Origin of the sequence: Streptomyces sp. NPDC020884, assembly GCF_044333935.1 — a bacterium.
Taxonomy (GTDB): domain Bacteria; phylum Actinomycetota; class Actinomycetes; order Streptomycetales; family Streptomycetaceae; genus Streptomyces.
Map to the genome: position 1 here is coordinate 1,281,504 of NZ_JBIRRY010000001.1, position 21,122 is coordinate 1,302,625.

At 73.4% G+C, this 21,122-nt stretch carries 17 protein-coding genes; 6 read left to right on the plus strand and 11 right to left on the minus strand.

The features are described from left to right. Nucleotides 1-21: 21 nt before the first annotated feature. The 8 genes from ACH4UK_RS05775 to ACH4UK_RS05810 all read right to left on the minus strand — a co-directional run bounded on the left by ACH4UK_RS05775 (nt 22) and on the right by ACH4UK_RS05810 (nt 10,531). Complete coding sequence (locus ACH4UK_RS05775; protein ID WP_398354708.1) at nt 22-1,059, minus strand: LacI family DNA-binding transcriptional regulator; 1,038 nt, start codon at nt 1,057-1,059, stop codon at nt 22-24. Nucleotides 1,060-1,222: 163 nt separating this feature from the next. Continuing rightward, nucleotides 1,223-2,692 (minus strand): GH1 family beta-glucosidase, encoded by a 1,470-nt coding sequence (locus ACH4UK_RS05780; RefSeq protein ID WP_398354709.1) that lies wholly within the window; start codon nt 2,690-2,692, stop codon nt 1,223-1,225. An 87-nt stretch (nt 2,693-2,779) separates the two neighbouring features. After that, nucleotides 2,780-3,706 carry a carbohydrate ABC transporter permease gene (locus ACH4UK_RS05785; protein ID WP_398354710.1) on the minus strand — a complete coding sequence of 309 codons (927 nt, stop codon included), beginning with the start codon at nt 3,704-3,706 and terminating at the stop codon, nt 2,780-2,782. A gap of 14 nt (nt 3,707-3,720) precedes the next feature. Beyond that, the gene (locus tag ACH4UK_RS05790; protein ID WP_398354711.1) at nt 3,721-4,719 is read right to left on the minus strand and encodes a carbohydrate ABC transporter permease; all 999 of its coding nucleotides are present in this window, start codon (nt 4,717-4,719) and stop codon (nt 3,721-3,723) included. A 128-nt stretch (nt 4,720-4,847) separates the two neighbouring features. After that, nucleotides 4,848-6,170, minus strand: a complete 1,323-nt coding sequence (locus ACH4UK_RS05795; protein WP_398354712.1) for an extracellular solute-binding protein — start codon at nt 6,168-6,170, stop codon at nt 4,848-4,850. 531 nt (nt 6,171-6,701) lie between these two features. Next, nucleotides 6,702-8,180 (minus strand): cellulose binding domain-containing protein, encoded by a 1,479-nt coding sequence (locus ACH4UK_RS05800; RefSeq protein ID WP_398354713.1) that lies wholly within the window; start codon nt 8,178-8,180, stop codon nt 6,702-6,704. A 156-nt stretch (nt 8,181-8,336) separates the two neighbouring features. Next, nucleotides 8,337-9,806, minus strand: coding sequence for an ATP-binding protein (locus ACH4UK_RS05805; protein WP_398354714.1), 1,470 nt, complete (start codon nt 9,804-9,806; stop codon nt 8,337-8,339). Continuing rightward, nucleotides 9,803-10,531 carry a response regulator transcription factor gene (locus ACH4UK_RS05810; RefSeq protein WP_398354715.1) on the minus strand — a complete coding sequence of 243 codons (729 nt, stop codon included), beginning with the start codon at nt 10,529-10,531 and terminating at the stop codon, nt 9,803-9,805. The genes ACH4UK_RS05805 and ACH4UK_RS05810 overlap by 4 nt, the downstream gene beginning before the upstream one ends. A gap of 134 nt (nt 10,532-10,665) precedes the next feature. On the opposite strand from ACH4UK_RS05810, the gene ACH4UK_RS05815 reads away from it, so the two are divergent. Then, entirely contained in the window at nt 10,666-11,220 is a 555-nt protein-coding gene (locus ACH4UK_RS05815; RefSeq protein WP_398354716.1) for a hypothetical protein, read from the plus strand. A 160-nt stretch (nt 11,221-11,380) separates the two neighbouring features. On the opposite strand, the gene ACH4UK_RS05820 is transcribed toward ACH4UK_RS05815, so the two are convergent. After that, nucleotides 11,381-12,343, minus strand: coding sequence for a spermidine synthase (locus tag ACH4UK_RS05820; RefSeq protein ID WP_398354717.1), 963 nt, complete (start codon nt 12,341-12,343; stop codon nt 11,381-11,383). Nucleotides 12,344-12,420: 77 nt separating this feature from the next. Then, nucleotides 12,421-12,888, minus strand: a complete 468-nt coding sequence (locus tag ACH4UK_RS05825) for a hypothetical protein (RefSeq protein ID WP_398354718.1) — start codon at nt 12,886-12,888, stop codon at nt 12,421-12,423. Between the two features lie 242 nt (nt 12,889-13,130). Here ACH4UK_RS05825 and ACH4UK_RS05830 point away from each other — a divergent pair, with 242 nt between their 5' ends. Beyond that, nucleotides 13,131-14,510: a tetratricopeptide repeat protein gene (locus tag ACH4UK_RS05830; RefSeq protein WP_398354719.1), complete on the plus strand. Its 1,380-nt coding sequence runs from the start codon at nt 13,131-13,133 to the stop codon at nt 14,508-14,510. A gap of 618 nt (nt 14,511-15,128) precedes the next feature. On the opposite strand, the gene ACH4UK_RS05835 is transcribed toward ACH4UK_RS05830, so the two are convergent. Next, complete coding sequence (locus tag ACH4UK_RS05835; protein WP_398354720.1) at nt 15,129-15,725, minus strand: histidine phosphatase family protein; 597 nt, start codon at nt 15,723-15,725, stop codon at nt 15,129-15,131. Between the two features lie 242 nt (nt 15,726-15,967). Here ACH4UK_RS05835 and ACH4UK_RS05840 point away from each other — a divergent pair, with 242 nt between their 5' ends. From ACH4UK_RS05840 to ACH4UK_RS05855, 4 genes are all read left to right on the plus strand, one after another. Next, nucleotides 15,968-16,981 (plus strand): phosphatase PAP2 family protein, encoded by a 1,014-nt coding sequence (locus ACH4UK_RS05840; protein ID WP_398354721.1) that lies wholly within the window; start codon nt 15,968-15,970, stop codon nt 16,979-16,981. Further along, entirely contained in the window at nt 16,917-18,089 is a 1,173-nt protein-coding gene (locus ACH4UK_RS05845; RefSeq protein WP_398354722.1) for a hypothetical protein, read from the plus strand. Before ACH4UK_RS05840 ends, ACH4UK_RS05845 begins: the two co-directional genes overlap by 65 nt. Continuing rightward, nucleotides 18,080-19,699 carry a hypothetical protein gene (locus tag ACH4UK_RS05850; RefSeq protein WP_398354723.1) on the plus strand — a complete coding sequence of 540 codons (1,620 nt, stop codon included), beginning with the start codon at nt 18,080-18,082 and terminating at the stop codon, nt 19,697-19,699. The genes ACH4UK_RS05845 and ACH4UK_RS05850 overlap by 10 nt, the downstream gene beginning before the upstream one ends. A gap of 66 nt (nt 19,700-19,765) precedes the next feature. Continuing rightward, on the plus strand, nt 19,766-21,100 hold the full coding sequence (locus ACH4UK_RS05855) for an AAA domain-containing protein (protein WP_398354724.1): 1,335 nt from the start codon (nt 19,766-19,768) through the stop codon (nt 21,098-21,100). Nucleotides 21,101-21,122: the final 22 nt, after the last annotated feature.

The following is a 21,122-nucleotide window of genomic DNA, read 5'->3' on the forward strand; positions in this document are numbered from 1 at the left end:
AATACGGAAGCCCCGCCACCGTCACGACGAGTCGCGGACCACCAGCTCCGTGGGCAGCACCACCGAAGGGCGCTCGTCGCCCGGGGCCCGGCCAGCGATCTCGTCGAGGAGGAGCTGGGCCATGCGGCGGCCCATCTCCTCGATGGGCTGGCGGACGCTGGTGAGGGCCGGGTGCATATGGCGGGCGACCACCGAGTCGTCGAAGCCGATCAGGGCCACGTCCTCGGGGATGCGGCGGTCCGCCTCGCGCAGGACCTGGCGGGCACCGGCGGCCATCACGTCGGAGGCGACGAAGACCGCGTCGAGGCCGGGGCGGCGGGCGAGGAGTTCGCGCATCGCCTGCGCGCCGCCCTCCTCGGTGAAGTCGGCGGGAGCGATGAGCCGCTCGTCGGGGGCCAGGCCGGCGGCGGAGACCGCCGCGCGGTAGCCGTCGAGGCGGCGCTGGGCGCCGTAGACCTCCAGGCGGCCGGTGATCGTGGCCACCTGGCGGCGACCCCGGGAGACCAGGTGCTCGACGGCGGCCCGCGCGCCCTCGAAGTTGTCGGAGTCGACCGAGGGCAGCGTCTCGGCCGCGTGCCGGGCGCCGCTGATCACACAGGGCATGCCCAGCTGCTCCAGGAGCTCCGGCAGCGGGTCGTCGGCGTGCACGGCGACCAGGAGGACCCCGTCGACGCGGTGGGCGGTGAGGTACTGGGCGAGGCGGCGGCGCTCGCGGTCGTTGCCGACGAGGGTGAGGAGCAGTTGCATCTCGGTGTCGGCCAGGGCCGCTCCGACGCCGCGCACGATCGCGGAGAAGTACGGCTCGGCGAAGAAGCGGGTCTCCGGCTCGGGCACCACCAGGGCGATGGCGTCGGTGCGGTTGCCCGCCAGGGCGCGGGCGGCTCGGTTGGGGACGTACCCCAGCTCGGCCACGGCAGCCTCGACCGCCTCCCGGGTCGCGTCGCTGACCCGGGGCGAGCCGTTGATGACCCGCGAGGCCGTGCCCCGGCCGACACCGGCCCGTGCCGCCACCTCTTCGAGCGTGGGCCGCCCGCCGCTCCGTACTCGCGCTGCCGCCATGGCTGCCTCCCCGTTCCCGGTCAATTTCTCACAGCCGTAACGTCAATCCAAGTCCTGGATCGATCACCCCGCAGGGGGTGGGGCCATGATATGGGAGCGCTCCCAACGAGGCGGCGGCAGGCCGTGGGGCCGGGTGGCGGTCGGGCTCCCACGGCCGGGTGCGTCAGGCGTCCGGGCCCCCCGCCGGGGGCAGGGCGTGGCGGGCGATCACGTCGCCGTACCAGTGGGCGCTGGACTTCGGCGTACGGCGCTGGGTCGCGTAGTCGACGTACACCGCGCCGAAGCGCTTCGCATAGCCGTAGCCCCACTCGAAGTTGTCCATCAGGGACCAGAGGAAGTAGCCCCGCACATCCGCCCCGTCGGCCGCCGCCCGGCGCACCGCCTCCAGGTGCCCGTGCAGATAGGCGATCCGCTCGGGGTCGTGGACCCGGCCGTCCGCGTCCGGGGCGTCCTCGAAGGCCGCACCGTTCTCGGTGACCATCAGCGGCAGGTCCGGGTGCTCGCGCGCGACGTCCATGAGGAGGTCGTAGAGGCCCTCCGGCTTGACCGACCAGTTCATCGCGGTGACCGGCCGGCCCTCGGCGAGGTGGAAGGCCACGTGCTCCGAGCCGGGCCACGGGGAGTGCTCGCTGCTGCCGTGGCCGTCGTTGCGGGTGTCCCCGCCGCCGGAGACGGGCGTGCTGACGATGGTGGGCGTGTAGTAGTTGACGCCGAGGACGTCGATCGGGGCGGCGATGGCGGCCAGGTCACCTTCGTGGATCAACTCGGGCCAGTTCACGAGGCGTTCGGTGTCGGCCAGCAGATCGTCCGGGTACGCACCGTGCAGCATCGGGCCCGTGAAGACCCGGTTGCCCACCGCGTCGATCCGGCGCGCCGCGTCCGCGTCCGCCTCGCTGTCGGTCAGCGGGCGTACCTGGTGGAGGTTGAGGGTGACCGAGGTCTGCGCGGCAGCGGGGAGGTTCGCGCGCAGCGCCTCGGTCGCCCGGCCGTGGGCGAGGTTGAGGTGGTGGGCGGCCCGCAGCGCGGCGGCCGGTTCGGTGCGACCGGGGGCGTGGACCCCGGAGCCGTATCCGAGGAAGGCCGAGCACCAGGGCTCGTTCAGCGTGGTCCACGTGCCGACCCGGTCGCCGAGCGCACGGGCCATGATGGCCGCGTAGTCCGCGAACCGTTCGGCCGTCGCGCGCTCGGGCCAGCCGCCCGCGTCCTCCAACTCCTGCGGCAGGTCCCAGTGGTAGAGCGTGGCGACGGGCGTGATGCCGGCCGCCAGCAGCTCGTCGACGAGCGAGCGGTAGAAGTCCAGGCCGCGTTCGACGGCCGGTCCCCGGCCGGTGGGCTGGACCCGGGACCAGGAGACCGAGAAGCGGTACGCCTGGAGCCCGAGGCGCTTCATCAGGGCGACGTCGTCGCGGTAGCGGTGGAAGTGGTCGGCTGCCACGTCCCCGGTGTCCCCGCCGAGGACCCTGCCGGGCGTGTGGCTGAAGGTGTCCCAGATGGAGGGGGTGCGGCCGTTCTCGGCGGCCGCGCCCTCCACCTGGTACGCGGCGGTGGCCGCGCCCCAGAGGAAACCGGTCGGGAAGGGGGCCGTGCCGGCGGGGGCCTGCTGCGGGACCGTGTCAGGTCGGACGACTGTCATGCGGGAGCGCTCCCTTGGGAAGGGTGAGGAGTCAGGGGTGAGAAGTGCGGGGAAATCTGGGGTGGGAGACAGCTGGGAGAAGGGCCGTCAGCCCTTGACCGCGCCGGACATGATCCCGCCGACGATCTTCTTGCCGAAGACCACGAACACCACCAGCAGCGGCAGCGTGCTGATCAGCGCGCCCGCCATGACGATGGACTGGTCGGGGGTGTAGGAGGCGCTGAGCTGGCCGAGGGCCACCTGCAGGGTCGGGTTCTGCTGGTTGAGGGCGAGGTAGGGCCAGAAGAAGTCGTTCCACGCCTGGACGAAGGTGAGCATCCCGAGCACCATCATCGCGGGGCGCGCCACCGGCAGCACCACGCTCACCACGATGCGGAGGTTGTTCGCGCCGTCGATCTTGGCCGCCTCGATCAGCTCGTACGGCAGCGCCTCGATCAGGTACTGCCGCATGAAGAACACGCCGAACGCGCTCACCAGCGTCGGGAAGATCACCGATTCGAGCTGCCCGCCCCAGCCGAGGCCGGACATCATCATGAACAGCGGGACGACGCTGAGCTGCGGCGGGATCGTGAGCGTCGCGATGACGGCGGTCATCAGCCAGCCGCGGCCCCGGAAGCGCATCTTGGCGAACGCGTATCCGGCGAGCGTGCAGAAGAAGAGCGTCGCGAGGGTGATCGAGGACGAGACGATGACGCTGTTGACGATCGCCTTGCCGAGGTTGGCCTGCTCCCAGGCGGTCTGGACGTTCTCGATCAGCTTTCCGCCCGGGAGGAACGGCGGGGTGGAGGCGAGGACCTCGTCCTGGGTGCGGGAGGCCGCGACCAGGGTCCAGTAGAGCGGCAGCAGCGAGCCGAAGCCGACGACGGCGAGCGCGATGTACGCGAACGGGCCGCCCTTCATCTGCTGCCCCGCGCCCATCCGGAAGCGGCGCGGACGCTGGGGGGAGGTGGTGCGGTCCGGCGTCGGCGCGAGCTTCACCGGGGCCGGGGCAGGGGTGGGGCTGGTCAGGGTCATGGATGCGCTCCCGGTCAGACCGCGGACTTGCGGACGAATCGGCCGATGAACCAGTTGGCCGCGGCGATGATCAGCAGGAGGGCGAGCATCGCCCAGGCGACGGCGGCGGCCGGACCGAGATGTCCGAGGTTCCAGCCGTAGTTGTAGAGGTAGATACTGAGCGTCTCGTACTGGTTCTCGTTGCCGCCGGTGGCGCCCAGCGCGCCGCCCTCCAGCAGCAGCGGCTCGCCGAAGAGCTGCATGGAGCCGATGGTCGAGATGACGATGGTGAACAGGATCGTCGGCCGCAGCGAGGGGATGGTCACCTTGCGGAACTGCTGCCAGCGCGACGCGCCGTCCAACGAGGCCGCTTCGTAGAGGTCGTTGGGGACGGCCTGCATCGCGGCGAGGTAGATCAGCGCGTTGTAGCCGGTCCAGCGCCAGATCACGATGACGGAGATGGCGATCTTCGAAGTCCAGTGCCCGTTGGCCCAGTTGGTGTCGTCGAAGCCGACGAGGCCAAGGGCCCAGTTCAGCAGTCCGCCGTCGGCCCGGAACACCAGGGCGAAGACGAGGGCGGCCGAGGCGACCGAGGTCGCGTACGGGGTGAGGATGATCGTGCGCCAGAACGTGCTGGCACGCAGCCGGTAGTTGAGGAGATGGGCGAGGCCGAGGGCCACCAGGAGCTGCGGGACGGTCGAGATGACGCCGATCAGGAAGGTGTTGCTGACCGAGGTCCAGAACTCGGGGTCGTGCAGGATCTTGTCGAAGTTCTCCCAGCCCACCCACTCCATCGAGTCCAGGCCGGTCATCTCCACCCGGTGCAGGGCGATCCAGCCGGTGTAGAGGAGCGGGTAGAGCCCGAAGGCCCCGAAGACGAGGAAGAACGGCGCGATGTACGCGTACGGGGATGCCTTGTCGTCGAACCGCCACAGCCGGCTGCGCCACAACTGCCGCCGCTCGCTGGGCGGTTCCTTCTTCGGTTCACGGGGCGCCTTCGCGTACGCATCCCGGGTGGGGGTCGAGGTTGCCACGGGCGGGGAGTCCTTCCCTGGGTGCGCCGACGGACGGCCGGGGCGGCTGGCGGGGTGGGTGGGCGGCCGGGGCGGGCGGGTGCCGCCCGCCCCGGCGCGGGACCGGCTCGGGCCGGTCCGGTGTCAGGTCAGCCGATGGCCTTGTCGATCGTCCGCACGGCCGCGTCCCAGGCGTCGTCGGGGCTGGTGCCGCGCTGCTCCATGTTGTTGATCTGGGTGGAGATGGAGTCCTTGATCACGCCGTCCTTCGGGCCGAGGACCGCCTCGGGGATGGACTTCGCGCCGTCGGCGTAGATCTGGCCGATGGGGGCGTCGTTGAAGTACGGCAGGGTCGCGTTCTTCACGTCGGGCAGCTCGTAGGCGCCCTGGTTGGAGGGGAAGACGCCGATCGCCTTGAAGACGGCGGCCTGCTGCTCGGGGGCGGTCAGCCACTTGACGAGCTTGGCGGCCTCGTCGACGTTCTTCCCGGACTTGGGCACGGCGAGGAAGGAACCGCCCCAGTTGGCGGAGGTGTTGCCGGGGGCGCTGGTGATGTCCCACTTGCCCTTGTTGGCATCACCGGCGTACGTGGAGATCTGGCCGGCCATCCAGGCGGGGCAGACGACGGTGGCGATGGTGCTCTTGCGCAGGGCCGCCTGCCACTGGTCCTCGAACTGGGCCAGGCCCTGCGTCAGTTTCTTGGACGCGGCCTGGGAGGCGAGCTTCCAGCCCTTCTCGACGCTGGCGCTCTCCTGGTAGATCGGCTTGCCGCTCGCGTCGTAGTACTGCTCGGGGCTGGAGCTGACCACGGCGTTGAACATCGCGCTCGCGGAGTCCATGAAGTAGGTGCCATCGGGCGCCTTCTTCTTGTACTGCTCGCCGAGGGCGAGGAAGTCCTCCCAGCCGCCCTCGGTCAGCTTCGCGACCTCGGCGCGGTCGGTGGGCAGTCCGGCCTTCTCGAACAGCTCACGGTTGTAGCAGAGGGACATGGGGCCGATGTCGGTGCCCGCGCCGATGACCGCGCCGCTGGGGGCGGTGGCCTGCTTGGCCTTCCACGACACCCACTCGTCGACGCCGATCACCTTGGAGAGGTCGGCGAAGGAGTCCGCCTTGGTGTCGACGATCTCCTTGATCCGGCCGACCTCGATGCCCTGGACGTCGGCGAGACCGCTGCCGGAGTTCAGCTGCTGGAGGAGCTTGGGGTAGTAGTTCTTCTCCTCGGCGGTGGTGTCCTCCTTGACCGTGATCTTCGGGTTCAGCTCGTGGTACTTCGCGAAGAGCCCGGCTTCCTTGTACCCGAACTGCCCGAAGTCGGAGACGGTCAGGGTGATGTTCCCGTCCGCGTCGGCCCCCTTTCCGGAGTCGGACGAGCCGCCGCATCCGGTGAGGAGGAGGGCGGTGACCGTGAGGCCCGTGGTGGCCACGAAGGTGGTTCTCCGGCGTCGACCGGCAACGCTGCGGGTGATGCGCATTCCACTGCTCCTTGTTCCGGGGTGGTACCGGCGCTGTTCCGCGAGGCGGGGCGGAGGGCGTCGGGCTGCTGCGGGAAAGAGGAAGCGCGCGAGACCTTCCCCCAGAGTGGGAGCGCTCCCATGCGCCGTTGCCGGAAGGTTGCTGCCTGAAGGGGGTGGGTGTCAAGACTTGAAGACGATTCCGTTGCCGAGGGATGTCCGGCGCGTCACGGAGGGGCTCGCGGACCGCCCTCCCGTCGAAAGGTGAAGGGAGGCCGGGCGGGCGGCGCCGGGTGACGGGGACTCCGTCCCTGCCGAGTTCACCCTGTGTCACGCCGCTCCGGGGCACCTCCTGCCGCAGCAGAGGACGGCGGTGCCGATCTCAGGGGTGGCGGGCGCGGGGGCGGGCGCAGGGGCAGGGGCAGGGGCCAGGCATGGGGGCGCGCCCCGGCCGGAGGTGGGGTGGGGTCCGGCCGGGGCGCGCGGTGGGGGGGGGTGGGGGGAGGGAGCGGTTCGGGGGTGGGGGGATACGGCGGATCGGGGGCGTACGGGCTACTTGTAGGCGGCGAAGGCCTTCGTGAAGGCCAGCGGTTCCTGGTCGATCGAACTGCAGGTGGCGTCGGCGGCCGGCTTGGGCCCGCCGGGGCAGGCCTTGTCCCGGGTGCCGGACCACATCGCGAGGCGGCCGATGCCCTTCTCCTGGGCGAACTTCACCAGCTGGCCGGCGTCCTCGACGGTGAATATCTCGGTGACGACGTCGTTGACGCCGATCATCGGGGTGACCGCGACGGCCCCCCACGCGGCGGCGTCCGAGAGGCCGAGGACGCCCTTGATCTGGGCCTGGGTGGCTGTCGCCGCCTGGATCGCGTACGTGCCCATGTCGTCGCTGTAGGCGGGGCCGTAGTCCATCGCCATGATGTTGACCGCGTCGACGCGGACGCCGTTCTTCTCCGCGTCGGCCAGCAGGTCCACGCCGGGCTGGGTCAGCCCCTCGGGCATGACGGGCAGCGTGAAGGCGACGTCGAGGTCCGGGTAGGTCTTCTGGAGCTGGGCGATGGCCTGGGAGCGGCGGGTGTTGGCGGCCGCGTCGGGCAGGGCGGCGCCCTCGATGTCGAAGTCGACCTTGGTCAGGTCGTAGGCGTCGACGACCTTGCCGTACGCGGCGGCGAGGTCGGCGGCGGAGGAGCAGTTGAGGGCCAGTTCGGCGCCGGCCGCACCGCCGAAGGAGACCCGGACGTCACCGCCCTGCTCCCGCAACGCGCCGATCTGGGCGGCGACCTGGTCGTCGCCCAGGCCCGTGACACCGCCCCAGAGCGGGGCGCAGCCGCCGCCGGAGGTGATGAAGGCGAGGTGGAACTCCCGCACGCCGGTCTTCGTAGCGGTGTCCAGGAGGTCGTAGGCGGGGTAGAGGGACGTGTCGACGAAGGGGGCGAACCGGGAGCCGGTTTCCCCACCGTCACCGGGGCGACCGGTGGCGGTGGGGGTCGGCGTGGGGGTCGGGGTGGCCGGGGCGCTCGCGGAGGGGGTGGCCGTCGGCGTGGGGGCCGCGGTCGGGGCGTCCGTGGGGCGGCCACTGGGGGTGGGAGTCGCGCCGCCGTCCACGGAGCAGGCGGCGTCGTTGATCAGGCAGCCGGCCGGGTCGCCCGCGGTGCCGGTGGCGGAGGTGACGAAGCCGACGGTGACGGACGCGCCGGGGGCGAGCTCCTTGTCCCAGCTCGCGGGCTTCACGGTGACGCGGTCGCCCTTCACCGTGTGCTCGCCGTTCCACAGCGAGCCGATCCTCGTGCCCGCCGGGAGGTCGAAGGCGAGCGTCCAGTCGGCGAGCGGACTGTCGGTCTCGTTGGTGACGACGTACTGGCCGGTGTAGCCGCCGTCCCAGTCGCTGGTACGGGTGTACGCGGCGCCGATCGCGGCAGCCTGCGCCGTGCCGGTCAGCGCGAGAACCGTGCCGCCGATGACGGCGGCGGCCACGACCGCTCCGATCGCCTTGGTGCGGGTGGTCGTCGTGCGACGGTGCGTACGGGAACCCATCAACGTGCCCTGCCTGCCTCTGTGTCCTGCGGATGTTCTTGCGGATCTCCCTGGGGGGATGCGAGAGCACGCTAGCGGCAGCGGAACGGGCAAAGAGGGCGATACGGGCGGGGGTTGATGTTCTTAGGGTGCGCTTAAGGAACGCATGGGCGCGGGTTAATGATGGGACCCGGGAGCGGCCGCGGCCGGGGACTCCTTGCGCCGCTGCCAGCCGACCCGGCGGGCGACCCGCCGGCCGTGCCCGCGCCGCCGGCGCTCGGGGCGGCTGCCGTGCAGGCCGATCCAGATCCGGACCTCCGTGCCGCCGAGGACGGACCGGCCGATGCGCAGGTCGCCGCCGGTGGACTCGGCGACCCGGCGCACGATGTCCAGGCCGAGGCCGGTGGAGCCGACGGATCCGCTCGACGCGTCGCGCCCGCTGGCACCCCGGGCGAGGGCCGCCTTCGGGTCGGGGATGCCCGGACCGGCGTCGGAGACGAGCACGATGACCGCGTCGCCGCTGTGGTGGACATCGACGGAGAAGGCGGTGCCCTCGGGGGTGTGGCGGAAGACGTTGCCGAGCAACGCGTCGAGTGCGGCAGCCAGTTCGGGCCGGGCGACGGGGATGCGCACCGTACGGTCGACTCCCGCGAGGCGCACCTCGCGGCCCTCGTCCTCCGCGAGGGCCGACCAGAAGCCCATGCGTTCGCGGATCACCTCGGAGGCGTCGCAGCCCGCTCCCGTCTGCACGCCCTGGGTCTGCGGGCGCTGTTCGCGGGCGGTGCGGATGATCGTGTCGACCTCGCGCTCCAGCTGCTGGACGGCCGCCCGGGTCTGCTCGGCCGCCGGGCCCTCGCCGAGCGATGCGGCGTTCAGGCGGAGCACGGTGAGCGGGGTGCGCAGCCGGTGCGAGAGGTCGGCGGCCAGCTCGCGCTCGTTGGCCAGCAGCTGGACGACCTGATCGGCCATGGAGTTGAACGCGACGGCCGCGGACCGCAGTTCGGTGGGGCCCTCCTCGGGGACCCGGGTGCCGAGCCGGCCCTCCCCCAGGTCCTGGGCGGCGCCCGCGAGCCGCTGGGCGGGCTGCACCATCCGTACGCCGAGCCGGTCGGCGACCGCGACCGAGCCGACGATCAGCCCGACGCCGACGCCCGCCAGCATCAGCCAGGCGGTGGCGACCCCGTTGGAGACCTCGCCCTCGGGGACGAACACCTCGACGACGGCGATCTCCCCGGTGCTCAGCGCGGTCGGCTGGAGGAGCGCGAAGCCGCCGGTGACCTCGCTGATGGAGGCGCGCCCGGCCTTGCGCACGGTCTCCACGTCCTTGGGGGTGGCGCGCCGGGTGCCGATGTCCAGGGGCCCGCCTTCCGCCCCGCCCTCCGTCCCGCCCTCGGCCCGGTCGGGGGCCGGGACATGGACGGCGAGGTGTCCCCGGTCGCCCGGTTCGGTGGACAGGACGGCCCGGGTCAGCTCCTCGCGGTCGGTGGTGATGGAGAGCGTCGGGGCGATCGTCGCGGCCTGGCGTTCGGCGTCGGAGAAGGCCCGGTCGCTGGCCATCTCCCGGATGACGAGTCCCAGCGGTACGGCGAAGGCGATGACGACCATGGCCGTGACCGCCAGGCAGACCTTGACCAGGGCCCATCTCATGCGGGCGGCTCCGTGGACGGCGTACCGGCCGGGGAGTCGGCCGGCGGCTGGAGCTTCACGCCGACGCCGCGCAGGGTGTGCAGATAGCGCGGGCGGGCGGCGGTCTCGCCGAGCTTGCGGCGCAGCCAGGACAGGTGGACGTCGATGGTCTGGTCGTCGCCGTAGGACTGCTGCCAGACCTCGGCCAGCAGCTCCTTGCGGGCGACGACCACACCGGGGCGCCCGGCCAGGAAGGTCAGCAGGTCGAACTCCCGCCGGGTCAGATCGAGTTCGGCCCCGTCCAGCTCGGCGCTGCGGCGCAGCGGGTCGATGGAGAGCCCGCCGACCCGGATCACCCTGGGCGGCGGCGCCTCGCCCCCGGCCGCACGCGAGCGGCGCAGCACGGCGGCCATCCGGGCGGAGAGGTGCTCGACGGAGAACGGCTTCGTCAGATAGTCGTCGGCGCCGTCGTTCAGCAACCGGACGATCTCGCTCTCGTCGTCCCGGGCGGTGGCGATGATCACGGGCACGTCGGTGATGGACCGCAGCATCTTCAGCGCCTCGGCGCCGTCCAGGTCGGGCAGCCCGAGGTCGAGGATGACCACGTCGAAGCGGAAGTGCGCGACCTCGCGCAGCGCTTCGAGCGCGGTGCCCACGCTCCGTACCGTGTGGGAGGCCTCACTGAGGTGCCGGATGAGGGCGGAACGTACGAACTGGTCGTCCTCGACCACGAGCACACTTGCCATGGGCGGCACCGTACGCCATGCCGGCGGGCCCGGTCCCGGCCCCGCCGGAATCCTCCGCAAAGGCCGGAGAAGGGCGATAGTTCAGGTCCCCCTGACGGGAGCCGGGGTGGGCCGGGTGGTGCAGGATGTGCCCGATGCAACGAGGACTCGTACACGCGCTGGCGTGGTCGCTCGCCACCGGCGCGGCGGTCACGCTCTCGTGGTGGGGCGTGCACACGGTGATGACGGGGACGGCCTACGACCCGCCCCGGGCCGTGCCGATCTCGGTGGGCGCGGGGCCTCCTCAGCGCATCGGGCAGAGCACCGAGGCGCCGCTCATCTCCTCGACGCACCGGGCCGCGCCCTCGCCCTCCCCCTCGCCGCGCACCAGCGACGCGAGGCCCTCGCCGTCTTCCCCCCGCCCCTCCCGCACTCCCTCGGCCGCCCCGGCGAAGCCGCCCGCGCCGTCGAGTTCGGGCACGGTGAAGAGCTATCGCACCGACGGCGGCCGGGTGGTGTTCGAGCTGGGCGCCGACTCGGCGAAGCTCGTCTCGGCGACGCCGGAGCCGGGCTGGTCGATGCAGGTGTGGACGAACGACGCCTGGATCCGGGTGGACTTCGGCGACGGGGGCGGGGAGGACGGAAAGACGTACTCGGTGTTCTGCACGTGGAACGGGACCCCGCCGACGGTGCAGATCGTCGAACCGTAATCGGGGGACGGGTCGTTCAGGGGTCGATCGGAGGCCGACCAGAGGCTGGTCGAGGATCGGCCGGAGGCTGGTCGGGGGTCGGTCGAGGATCGGTCGGGGGTCGGTCAGAGGCTGACCGGAGGTCGGCCAGAGGCTGGTCGGGGATCGGTCGGTGACCGCGTCAGGGGTTCTCGAAGACGGACGGCGGGGGCGCGGGCGACTCCTTGGCCGCCGCGTCGGTGACGACGGCCGCGCCGCCGGTGAAGTCGGTGAGCGCACGGCCGTGTTCGACGCGGCCGGGGTGCGGGTCGCTCGCCACCCGCCGGGTGAAGTCCGCGACCGGCAGCGGCAGGGCCGAGGCGAGCAGGACCGCGTTGCCGAAGCGGCGGCCCCGCCACACCACCGGGTCGGCGGCCAGCGCCAGTTCGGGGAAGACGGCGGCGGCGGTGGCCACCTGACCGCGCAGATGGGCGAGCGGGGGGCCGTCGGCGAGGTTCGCGGCGTACCGGCCCGCCGGCTTCAGGACCCGGCGCACCTCGGTGAGGAATTCGGCCGAGGTGAGGTGGGCGGGGGTGCGGGCCCCGCTGAACACATCGGCGATGACCAGGTCCGCCCAGCCGTCCGGGAACCTGCCGAGCCCTTCGCGGGCGTCCGTCGCCCGGACCCGGACCCGGGCCTGGGGGTCCAGCGGGAGGCGGTCGCGGACGAGTTGCACGAGGGGCGCGTCGATCTCGACGATCTGCTGGGTGGAGCGGGGGCGGGACGCCGCGGTGTACCGGGCGAGGGTGAACGCGCCGCCGCCCAGGTGCAGGACGTGCAGCGGCTGGAGCGGGGGCGCGGCGAGGTCGATGACGTGGCCGAGGCGGCGCTGGTAGGCGAACGAGAGGTGCGCGGGGTCGTCGAGGTCGACGTGGGACTGCGGGGCTCCGTCGATCAGGAGCGTCCAGCCGTGCGGGCGCTCCCGGTCGGGTATGAGCTCGGCGAGCCCGCCGTCGACCGGCCGGGAGACCGGCTCGCGCTCGGCCCGGCCGGAGCTCCGGCGCTGTTCCTTCTTCCCGCCCGCCTTTTCCTTCTCCCCGCCGCCGGCTTTGCCCTTGCCCCCCGCTTTGTCCTTGCCCCCGGCCGACGCTCCTCGACGTGTCACGTTCGCTGGTCCTTGCTGGTGGGGGCCCGGGGCGCCGGCCGCGGCGGAGGAGTTCCGCCCGTCCGGCCATTATGGGCTCAGCGGCAGTTGTCGGCCGCCTCGATCAGCCGGGCGGCCTGGTCGAGGGCGGCGCGGAGCACGGCGGGATCGGTGACCGGGGCGTCGTCGGCGGGCGGGAGCAGCCAGCCGGAACCGGAGACGGGCGGCTCGGCGGGGATGTGGAGCCCGCGGCCGTCCGTCCGGGTACAGGCGCTGCCGGGTACGTCCCAGGCGTCGGCGGTGCCCGGCGGCACGAGGAAGCCGAGGGTGTCGCAGGCGCCGTCGTGCAGGACCGGTCCGACGACTTCCTGGTCCCGGCCCCGGCGGAGGATGTCGACGGCCTCCAGGCCCTGCCGCGCGGGGACCGTGACGAGGTCGCAGGACTCTTCCTCCGACGCCGGGTTCGCGGCGGTGGCGGGCGCGGGCACTGTCGCGGTCGCAGTCGTGCGGGTCGTCGCGGTCGTCGCGGTCGTCCATGAGCCGGTCTCCCGGCCGAGATGCAACAAGGGAACCTCTCCTCTCATCGCCGAACGGAGCCAGACCCCGTCTCCCATGGACCAACGGCGCGAGTGCGTCAAGGGCTACGGGCCCACACCGCCGCAAAGGGTGGCAGTTCATGGCGGATCAGAAGCGGGATGCCCCTTTTATAGCGAAACGCTGCGTGTGCGTCTCGTCACAGCAGGTACGTTCTTGCTCCGCCGGGACACCGGAGAACGGGAATTCCGGCTGCACCGGAGAGGGGCCGGCCATGGTGTCGACAGGGGCAGTGCCCAACCTCGCCTTCCGTCGGCTGCGCGGCCGGCGCTCCGCCGGGGAGTTCGCGGCGGCGGTGCGCCGGGCGGCGCGGGAGATCGGGGAACAGGTCGCGTGCGACGCCCGGTACGTGGGGCGCGTGGAGTCCGGGGAGATCCGCTGCCCCAACTACGCCTACGAACGGGTCTTCCTGCACATGTTTCCCGGGGCGTCCCTGGCCGACCTGGGGTTCTCGGCCCGTGAGAGCGTACGGGGGCGGGGCGCCCGGGTCGTGTCCGAACCCCCGCCCGCACCCGTGTCCGTACCGGTGTCCCCACGCGCGCTCCACAGCGACATCGACGAAACCGACGAGGAGAGCGACGTGCTGCGTCGCGTGTTCATGACGAGCGGCACCGCCACGGTGGCGGCCGCTTCCCTGGGTCTCGGCGGAACGCCCGCCTCCGCCGCCCGGGTCTCGCTGCCAGCGCAGCGCCGGGTCGGCGAGGCGGAGGTGAACGCCGTCGAGAAGGCCGTACGGCAGATCCGGCTGCTGGACGACCGGCACGGCGCGGACGGGCTCTACCGGCGGGCCGCCCAGCCGCTGCGCGCGGCGTACGAGCTGCTGGACGCCGGGACCGCCGCACGGCGCTCCACCTCGGACCGGCTGCACGCGGGCGCGGGCGAGCTGGCCATCTCGGTGGGCTGGCTGGCCCACGACTCGGGCCGCTTCGACGACGCCCGCTCGCACTACGCGGAGGCGCTGGCCACGGCGCGGCTGGCCGGGGACGCGGGGCTCGAGGCGCACGCGTTCTGCAACACGTCGTTCCTGGCCCGGGACGCGGGGCGGCCGCGGGAGGCGGTACGGGCGGCGGAGGCCGGACAGCGGGCCGCCCGCACGCTGGGGTCGCCCCGGCTGCTGGCGCTGCTCGCGCTGCGGGAGGCGGGGGGCCGGGCGGGGCTCGGGGACCGGACGGGGTGCGACCGGGCGATCGGGCGGGCCCGTGCGGCGTTCGACCGGGGTCCGGCGGCGGGTGATCCGGAGTGGATGAGCTTCTTCCGGGAGGCGGAGCTGGAGCTGCTGGAGGCGCAGTGCTGGTCGGCGCTGGGCGACTGGTCCCGGGCGGCGCGGCACGGGCGGCGTGCGACGGCGCTCCAGGACGCGCACTTCACCCGGAACCTGGCGCTGTACCGGGCCCAGCTGACGGGTGACCTGGCGCGGGCGGGCCGGGTGGACGAGGCGGCGGCGACGGGGCACCAGGTGCTGGACCTGCTGACCCGGGTCCAGTCCTCGCGGATCCGGGGGATGCTGGTGGGGGTGGCGCGGGTGCTGGAGGTCCGGGGCGGGGTGGGGGCGGCGAGCTTCCTGACCCGCCACCAGGAGTCAACCGCACCCTGACCCGGGCCGACTTCCAGCCCGCCACCCAGCCTGTCCGGCGCGCCTTGCAGCCCGACCGGCGCGTCTTGCAGCCTGTCCTCCGCGCCACCCAGCTTGTCCGGCCCGCCTTGCCGCCCGTCCGGCGCGCCACCCAGCCTGTCCGGCGTTTGAGGACGGAACCGGTGAGCACGTTCTCGGGTGCCCATGAGGATGTCCCGCGCGCCACCCAGCCCGTCCGGCGTTTGAGGACGGAACCGGGAAGCACGTTCTCGGGTGCCCATGAGAATGTCCCGCGCCACGGGTCCGCGAAGGGGCCGCCCACCGGGCGAAGGGTTCCGTCCTCAATCGCCGGACGGGCTTGAAGTGGCCCAGGGTTCCGTCCTCAAACGCCGGACGGGTTTCGGTGGGCCAGCCGAACCGGCTCGGGCAGGACCGCCGGACGGGCTCTGGAAGGCCGCCGGACGGGCTTGGGCAGGCCCACCGGACGGGGCTTGAAGTGGCCCGCCGGAGAGGCTCGGGCGGGCCCGCCGGACAGGCTCGGGAAAGCCGCCGAAGCGGCTCGGGCAGGCCCACCGGACGGGCTCGGGAAAGCCGCCGGACCGGCTCGGGCGGGCCCGTCCGACCGGCTCGGGTCTGCCGCTACCGCTCCAGGTGGCCCGTGTCGTTCCAGCGTTCCACGGCCGGCGAGTCGTACGCCCAGCCCAGGACCGACAGCGACGTCGGCTCCAGGCGGATGCGGGCGCCGAAGGACAGGTCCTCGCCCAGCCACCGCGCACCCAGCGCCCGCAGGATGTGGCCGTGGGCGAAGACCAGAACGTCCCGGTCCGCCGAGCGCACCCAGGCGACGACCTCGTCCGCACGGGCGGTGACGTCGGCGACGGACTCCCCGTCCGGGACTCCGTCGCGCCAGATCAGCCAGTCGGGCCGGTCCGCCTTGATCTGCTCCGAGGTCAGGCCCTCGTACGCCCCGTAGTCCCACTCCATCAACGCGTCCCACGGCTCGGCCCGCTGCCCGAACCCGGCGAGTTCGCAGGTCTCGGCGGCCCGGACGAGCGGGCTGGTGCGGACCTCGACGCCGGGCAGTCCCGCCCAGGGCGCCCGGTGCAGCCGCTGACCGAGCAGCTTGGCGTCCTCGCGCCCGCTGTCCAGGAGCGGGATGTCCGTCCTGCCGGTGTGGTTGCCCCGGACCGACCACTGGGTCTGGCCGTGCCGGGCGAGCAAGATGCGCGGTGCCATGACGGCTCTCCCTGAAACGCTGGTACTGGGTCTTCCATCATCCCGTACCGGACGGGCAGGCAACCTCCGGGGCCGCGCCGACGTCCCTTCCTGAGCAGTCCCCTTGCCGACAGCACCGGACCACGGCGGGGACCACTGCGTACGGGATGTCCGGATGGGGACCCCGGGGGAACCGGCGGCACGGTGCCGCCGTACGGTTGAACGCCCGCCGTCGGCCGCATGAACATGGGGAGAGCTACCGGATGCCGCACGCCACCGCGCCGCCCGCGACCGGTCATCGGCCCCGCTGGTGGACGGAGCTCCCACTGATCGCGGTGGTGTACGCGCTGTACTCGGTGGGCCGGCTCCTGGTGCGCGGCGATGTGTCGACGGCCGTCGACCACGGTCTGGCGATCCTGCGGCTGGAGCAGACGCTGCACCTGAACGCCGAGCATCCGCTGAACCGTCTCTTCACCAGCACCCCGTCGCTCGGGATACCCGCCGACTTCGCGTACGCGTCCCTGCACTACGTGGTCACCCCTGCCGTCCTCATATGGATGTTCCGGCGCAGGTCGGCGGCGTACCGGGCGGCCCGGGTCTGGCTGATGAACTCCACGCTGCTGGGACTGGTCGGCTTCACGCTGATGCCGACCTGCCCGCCCCGGCTGCTGGACGCGAGCCACGGCTTCGTCGACACGATGGCGCAGTACAGCGGTTACGGCTGGTGGGGCGCCGGAGCGAGCGCCCCGCGCGGGCTGAGCGGGATGACCAACCAGTACGCGGCGATGCCCAGCCTGCACGTCGGATGGTCCGTGTGGTGCGGGATCCTGCTGTGGCGGCACGGGCGCCACCCCCTCGTACGGGCGGCGGGCATCGCCTATCCGCTGATCACCACCATCGTCGTGATGGGCACCGCCAACCACTACTTCCTGGACGCTGTCGCGGGCGCCGCGGTGATGGGCATCGGAGCCCTCCTGACCAGGCTGGTCATCCGGGTCGCCGACCGGTTCAAGGCCTGGGGCGGAGCCCGGCCGGGGCGCCTGGCCGCCGTCCTGTTCGCGGACCGCTTCCCGGGCGGCCGGGAACCCGTCGCCGAGCCCGTTCCGGCAACCGTGCCCCCGAATGTCAGTGCCGGGTGCAAGACTTCCCCGGGTGAGCGAATCCCCGGCCAGCGGACCACCTCCGCAGATCCCCCCGGCACGGCAGTCGGCGGTGCGGCAGCCAGAGACGCCGCCGACGCGTCCGCGAACGACGACGCTCCGGCAGCGGCTCGCTGAGCTGCGCGGACCCTCCGTCGCACCGCATCCGCTCGACGCCAGAGCCCTCGCCGCCCTGGCCGCGAACCCCGGCTGCAAGCGGCGGGCCCTGCTCGACGGCGCCGGGGTCGACAAGGGCGTGCTGGCCACCGCGCTCGGCTCCCCCGCCCCCTTCGGGCAGTCCCAGTTCGCCTTCATGCGGGGCAACGCCTTCGAGGCGAAGGTCAAGGCCGACGGCGGCGCCGAGCTGCTGCGCCTGTTGTACGAACGGCTCGGCGGCGGTGCTCCGTCCCCGGCCGGGGACGCCGCCACACCCGACCTGAGCGCCGCCGGTCCCGAGGGCCGCGCCGCGCGCACCGCGCTCGCCCTGCGGGAGGCCACGGCGGCGGGCGGCTGGACGCTGCTGGACCACCCGATGCTGGCCCTGGAGGTGGCGGGCTCCCCCGCCTATCTGGAGCCCGACGCGGTGGTGGTGCACCCCGACGGCCGGTGGACGGTCGTCGAGATCAAGTCGTTCCCCATGATCGACGCCTCGGCCGACGCCTCGAAGGTCGGCGCCGCGGCCCGGCAGGCCGCGGTGTATGTGCTGGCGCTGGAGCGGGTCGCGGCGGTGACCGGGGGTGCCGAGGTCGGGCACCGGGTGCTGCTGGTCTGCCCCAAGGACTTCTCGAACCTGCCGACCGCCTCCGTCGTGGACGTACGCAAGCAGCGCGCCGTGACCCGCCGGCAGCTGACCCGGCTGACGCGCGTCGAGGACATCGCGGCGGGGCTGCCGGGGGGGACGACGTTCGATCCGGCGTGCCCGCCCGCGGAGCTGGACGCCGCCGTGTCGGCGGTGCCCCCGGCGTACGCCCCGGAGTGCCTGGCCGCCTGCGAGCTGGCCTTCCACTGCCGGGCCAAGTCCCGGGCCGAGGGGGCCGTGGAGGCGCTGGGCCGCAGTGTGCGCGGTGAGCTGGGCGGACTGACCACGGTGGCCGGCGTGCTGGCCGCCGCCGCGGGCAAGGAGGGCGATCCCGCCGATCCGACGGTCGCCGCACTGCGCCGCGCCGCCGCCCTGCGCGCCGAGGCCCTGGAAAGTGCCTCCGTTCTGCGCGCCGAGGCGCTGGAGGGTGGGGCCGCATGTCGCTGATCACCACCCTGGCCCGGCTGGAGGCCGTCGACTCCGGCCGTGCCCAGCCGCTGGCGACCGTCCGCCACCGGCATCTCACCGACCGGCCGCTCGTGCTGGTGCCGCTGACCACCGCCGGAGAGGCCGGGGCCCCGCTCGGGGCGCTGGTCGGCACCGACCGGGAGGCGCCCCGGCTGCTGGCCGTCGCCCAGCCGCGCGACCGGGATCTGCGGTTCGCGTTCCTGGCCGAGCTGGCGGAGGCGGTGCTGCCGCACATCGAGGCGTACGCGGACGTCATCGAGCCCGCCGAGCGCAACGAGACGGATCCGGCGACCGGCAAGAAGACCAAGGTCGAGGTCGAGCTGTGCACGGACGCCGCCCAGCTGATCGTGCCGAGCCGGGCGGGCGTCGAGTTCGTCCGGCTGCTGGGCCGCTCCATGCGGTTCCGCCGTACCGCCGAGGACGATCCGGACACCCCCTATCCGGCCCCGGCCCGGGTCCCGCTGCTCGGCCGCTGGCTGACGCACTACGGGGAGCGGGCCAGGGTGCCCGGCTCCTCGCTGCTGCTGACCGCCACGGATCTGCTGAACCGGCACTGGGCGACGGGCCAGAGCAGTCTGGAGGACCAGCATCTGGGGGCGCTGCTGGCCTGGGTCGATCCGCCGGGCGGCTCCTCGGGGGCCGAGGCGGCGCTCCGGGCCGAGCTGGCCCGGGACGGGGACGGCCAGTTGCTGTGCCCGCCCGCGGGTCCGGCCACCGACCCGGACTTCGACAACCGCCTCCTCGCCCCGGCGATCGAGCGGTACGACCGGGCGCGCACGGCGCTCGCGTCCGCCGAGGACGGGCTCGCCGCCGATGCCCGCCTCGGTGAGCTGAGCGCCGCCGAGCGGGAGATCCGCTCCCTGCTGGCGCGGGTCATGCTGCCGACCTGGGACGCGGTCTGGCGGGGTCTCGACCTGCTGCGGGAGCTGCCCGAGGGGTCCCGGGCCGAGAGCCGCTGGACCCGGGACCGGTGGTCGTTCACCGCGCACCGGGACCGGGTGCGTTCGGGCGAGCCGCCGCAGCCGCGCCGCGACGACGCGGTGACGGCGGCCCAGAAGCTGGCCTCCCGGGAGACCGCCCAGGCCCAGCTGGAGGCGCAGGAGGCGCTGGACGATCCGCTGGTGCTGGCGGGGCGGCGGCTGGCGGGCGAGGCGTTCCTCGCCGCGGTGTCCGAGGTGGAGATGGCGTACACCGAGTCCAAGCGCCCCTCCCCGCGCCCGCTGGTCACCGTCTCCACGGTCGAGCGTCCGCAGCTGGGCGAGCGCACGAAGGTCTACCGCTCGCTGGAGGGCAAGCCGCAGACGGCGGAGTTCGTGCGGTACGCGGGCGAGCCCCCGGCCGACGACGGCGAGGCCCTGCTGGTGCTGCGGATCCTGGACCGGATGGGCCGGGGCAAGGAGCCCGCGCCGGGTTCGGTGCCGGAGCCCGGGGAGCGGATCGCCTGGACCCTGTTCGAGCACGACCAGCGCGGCGGCCCGAAGCTGCCGGACCCGGAGGAGACGCCGTGGACCCACGGCGGTCCGCCGGGCGCGGACGCCGCCGGGCGCACGGAGCACCCCGACCCCGTGACCCCGGAGGACCTGCTGTGATCCCGACCCCCGTCGCCCCGAAGGACCTGCTGTGATCCCGACCCTCGTCGCCCCGGAGGACCTGCTGTGACGATCGTCTTCGACCCGGGCGCGGAGGCGGCTCGGGCGACCGGCGCGATCCTGGACGACACCCTGCGCGGGAGCGCCCGGGGCATCGTCGTGGACTCCCCTCCCGGCGCGGGCAAGTCGACGCTGGTGGTCCGGGCGGCCCTGGAGCTGGCGGCCGCCGGGCATCCGCTGATGGTGATCGCGCAGACCAACGCCCAGGTCGACGACCTGGTGGTGCGGCTCGCGGAGAAGGACCCGGAGCTGCCGGTGGGGCGGCTGCACAGCAGCGACTCCGACCCGTACGACAAGGTGCTGGACGGCCTCGACAACGTGATGAAGTCGGCGAAGGCGGCTGATCTGGCCGGGCTCGACGTGGTGATCTCGACGGCCGCCAAGTGGGCGCACGTGAAGAACGTGGAGCCGTGGGGGCACGCGATCGTCGACGAGGCGTACCAGATGCGCTCGGACGCGCTGCTGGCCGTGGCCGGGCTGTTCGAGCGGGCGCTGTTCGTCGGGGACCCGGGGCAGCTGGACCCGTTCTCGATCGTGGGCGCGGACCAGTGGGCGGGGCTGAGTTACGACCCGTCGGCGAGCGCGGTGTCCACGCTGCTGGCGCACAATCCGGAGCTGCCGCAGCACCGGCTGCCGGTGTCGTGGCGGCTCCCGGCGTCGGCGGCCCCGCTGGTGTCGGACGCGTTCTACCCGTACACACCCTTCCGCAGCGGTACGGACCACGGGGACCGGAAGCTCTCCTTCGGGGTGGCGTCGGACGGGTCGGGGCCCGACCGGGTGCTGGACGAGGCGGCCGAGTCCGGGTGGGGGCTGCTGGAGCTGCCGGCCCGGCACACCCCGCGGACCGACCCCGAGGCGGTACGGGCGGTGGCGCTGGTGGTCCGGCGGCTGCTGGACCGGGGCGGCGTCGCCACGAGCGAGCGGGCCGAGGAGCCGGTGCCGGTGACGGCGGACCGGGTGGCGGTCGGCACGGCCCACCGGGACCAGGCGGCGGCCGTGCGCGCCGCCCTCGCGGAGCTGGGCGTCACCGGCGTGGCGGTGGACACGGCGAACCGGCTCCAGGGCCGCGAGTTCGACGTCACCGTGGTGCTGCACCCGCTGTCGGGGCGGCCCGACGCCACGGCATTCCATCTGGAGACGGGCCGCCTGTGCGTGCTGGCCTCACGGCATCGGCACGCCTGCGTCGTGGTGTGCCGGGAGGGGGTGGCGGACCTGCTGGACGAGCATCCGTCCACGGAGCCGGTCCAGCTGGGCGTCACGGTGAAGTTCCCCGACGGCTGGGAGGCGAACCACGCGGTGCTGGCCCACCTCGCGGAACGGCGGGTGCGGTGGCGGCCCTGAGCGGGAGTCGCGCCCCCGCGCC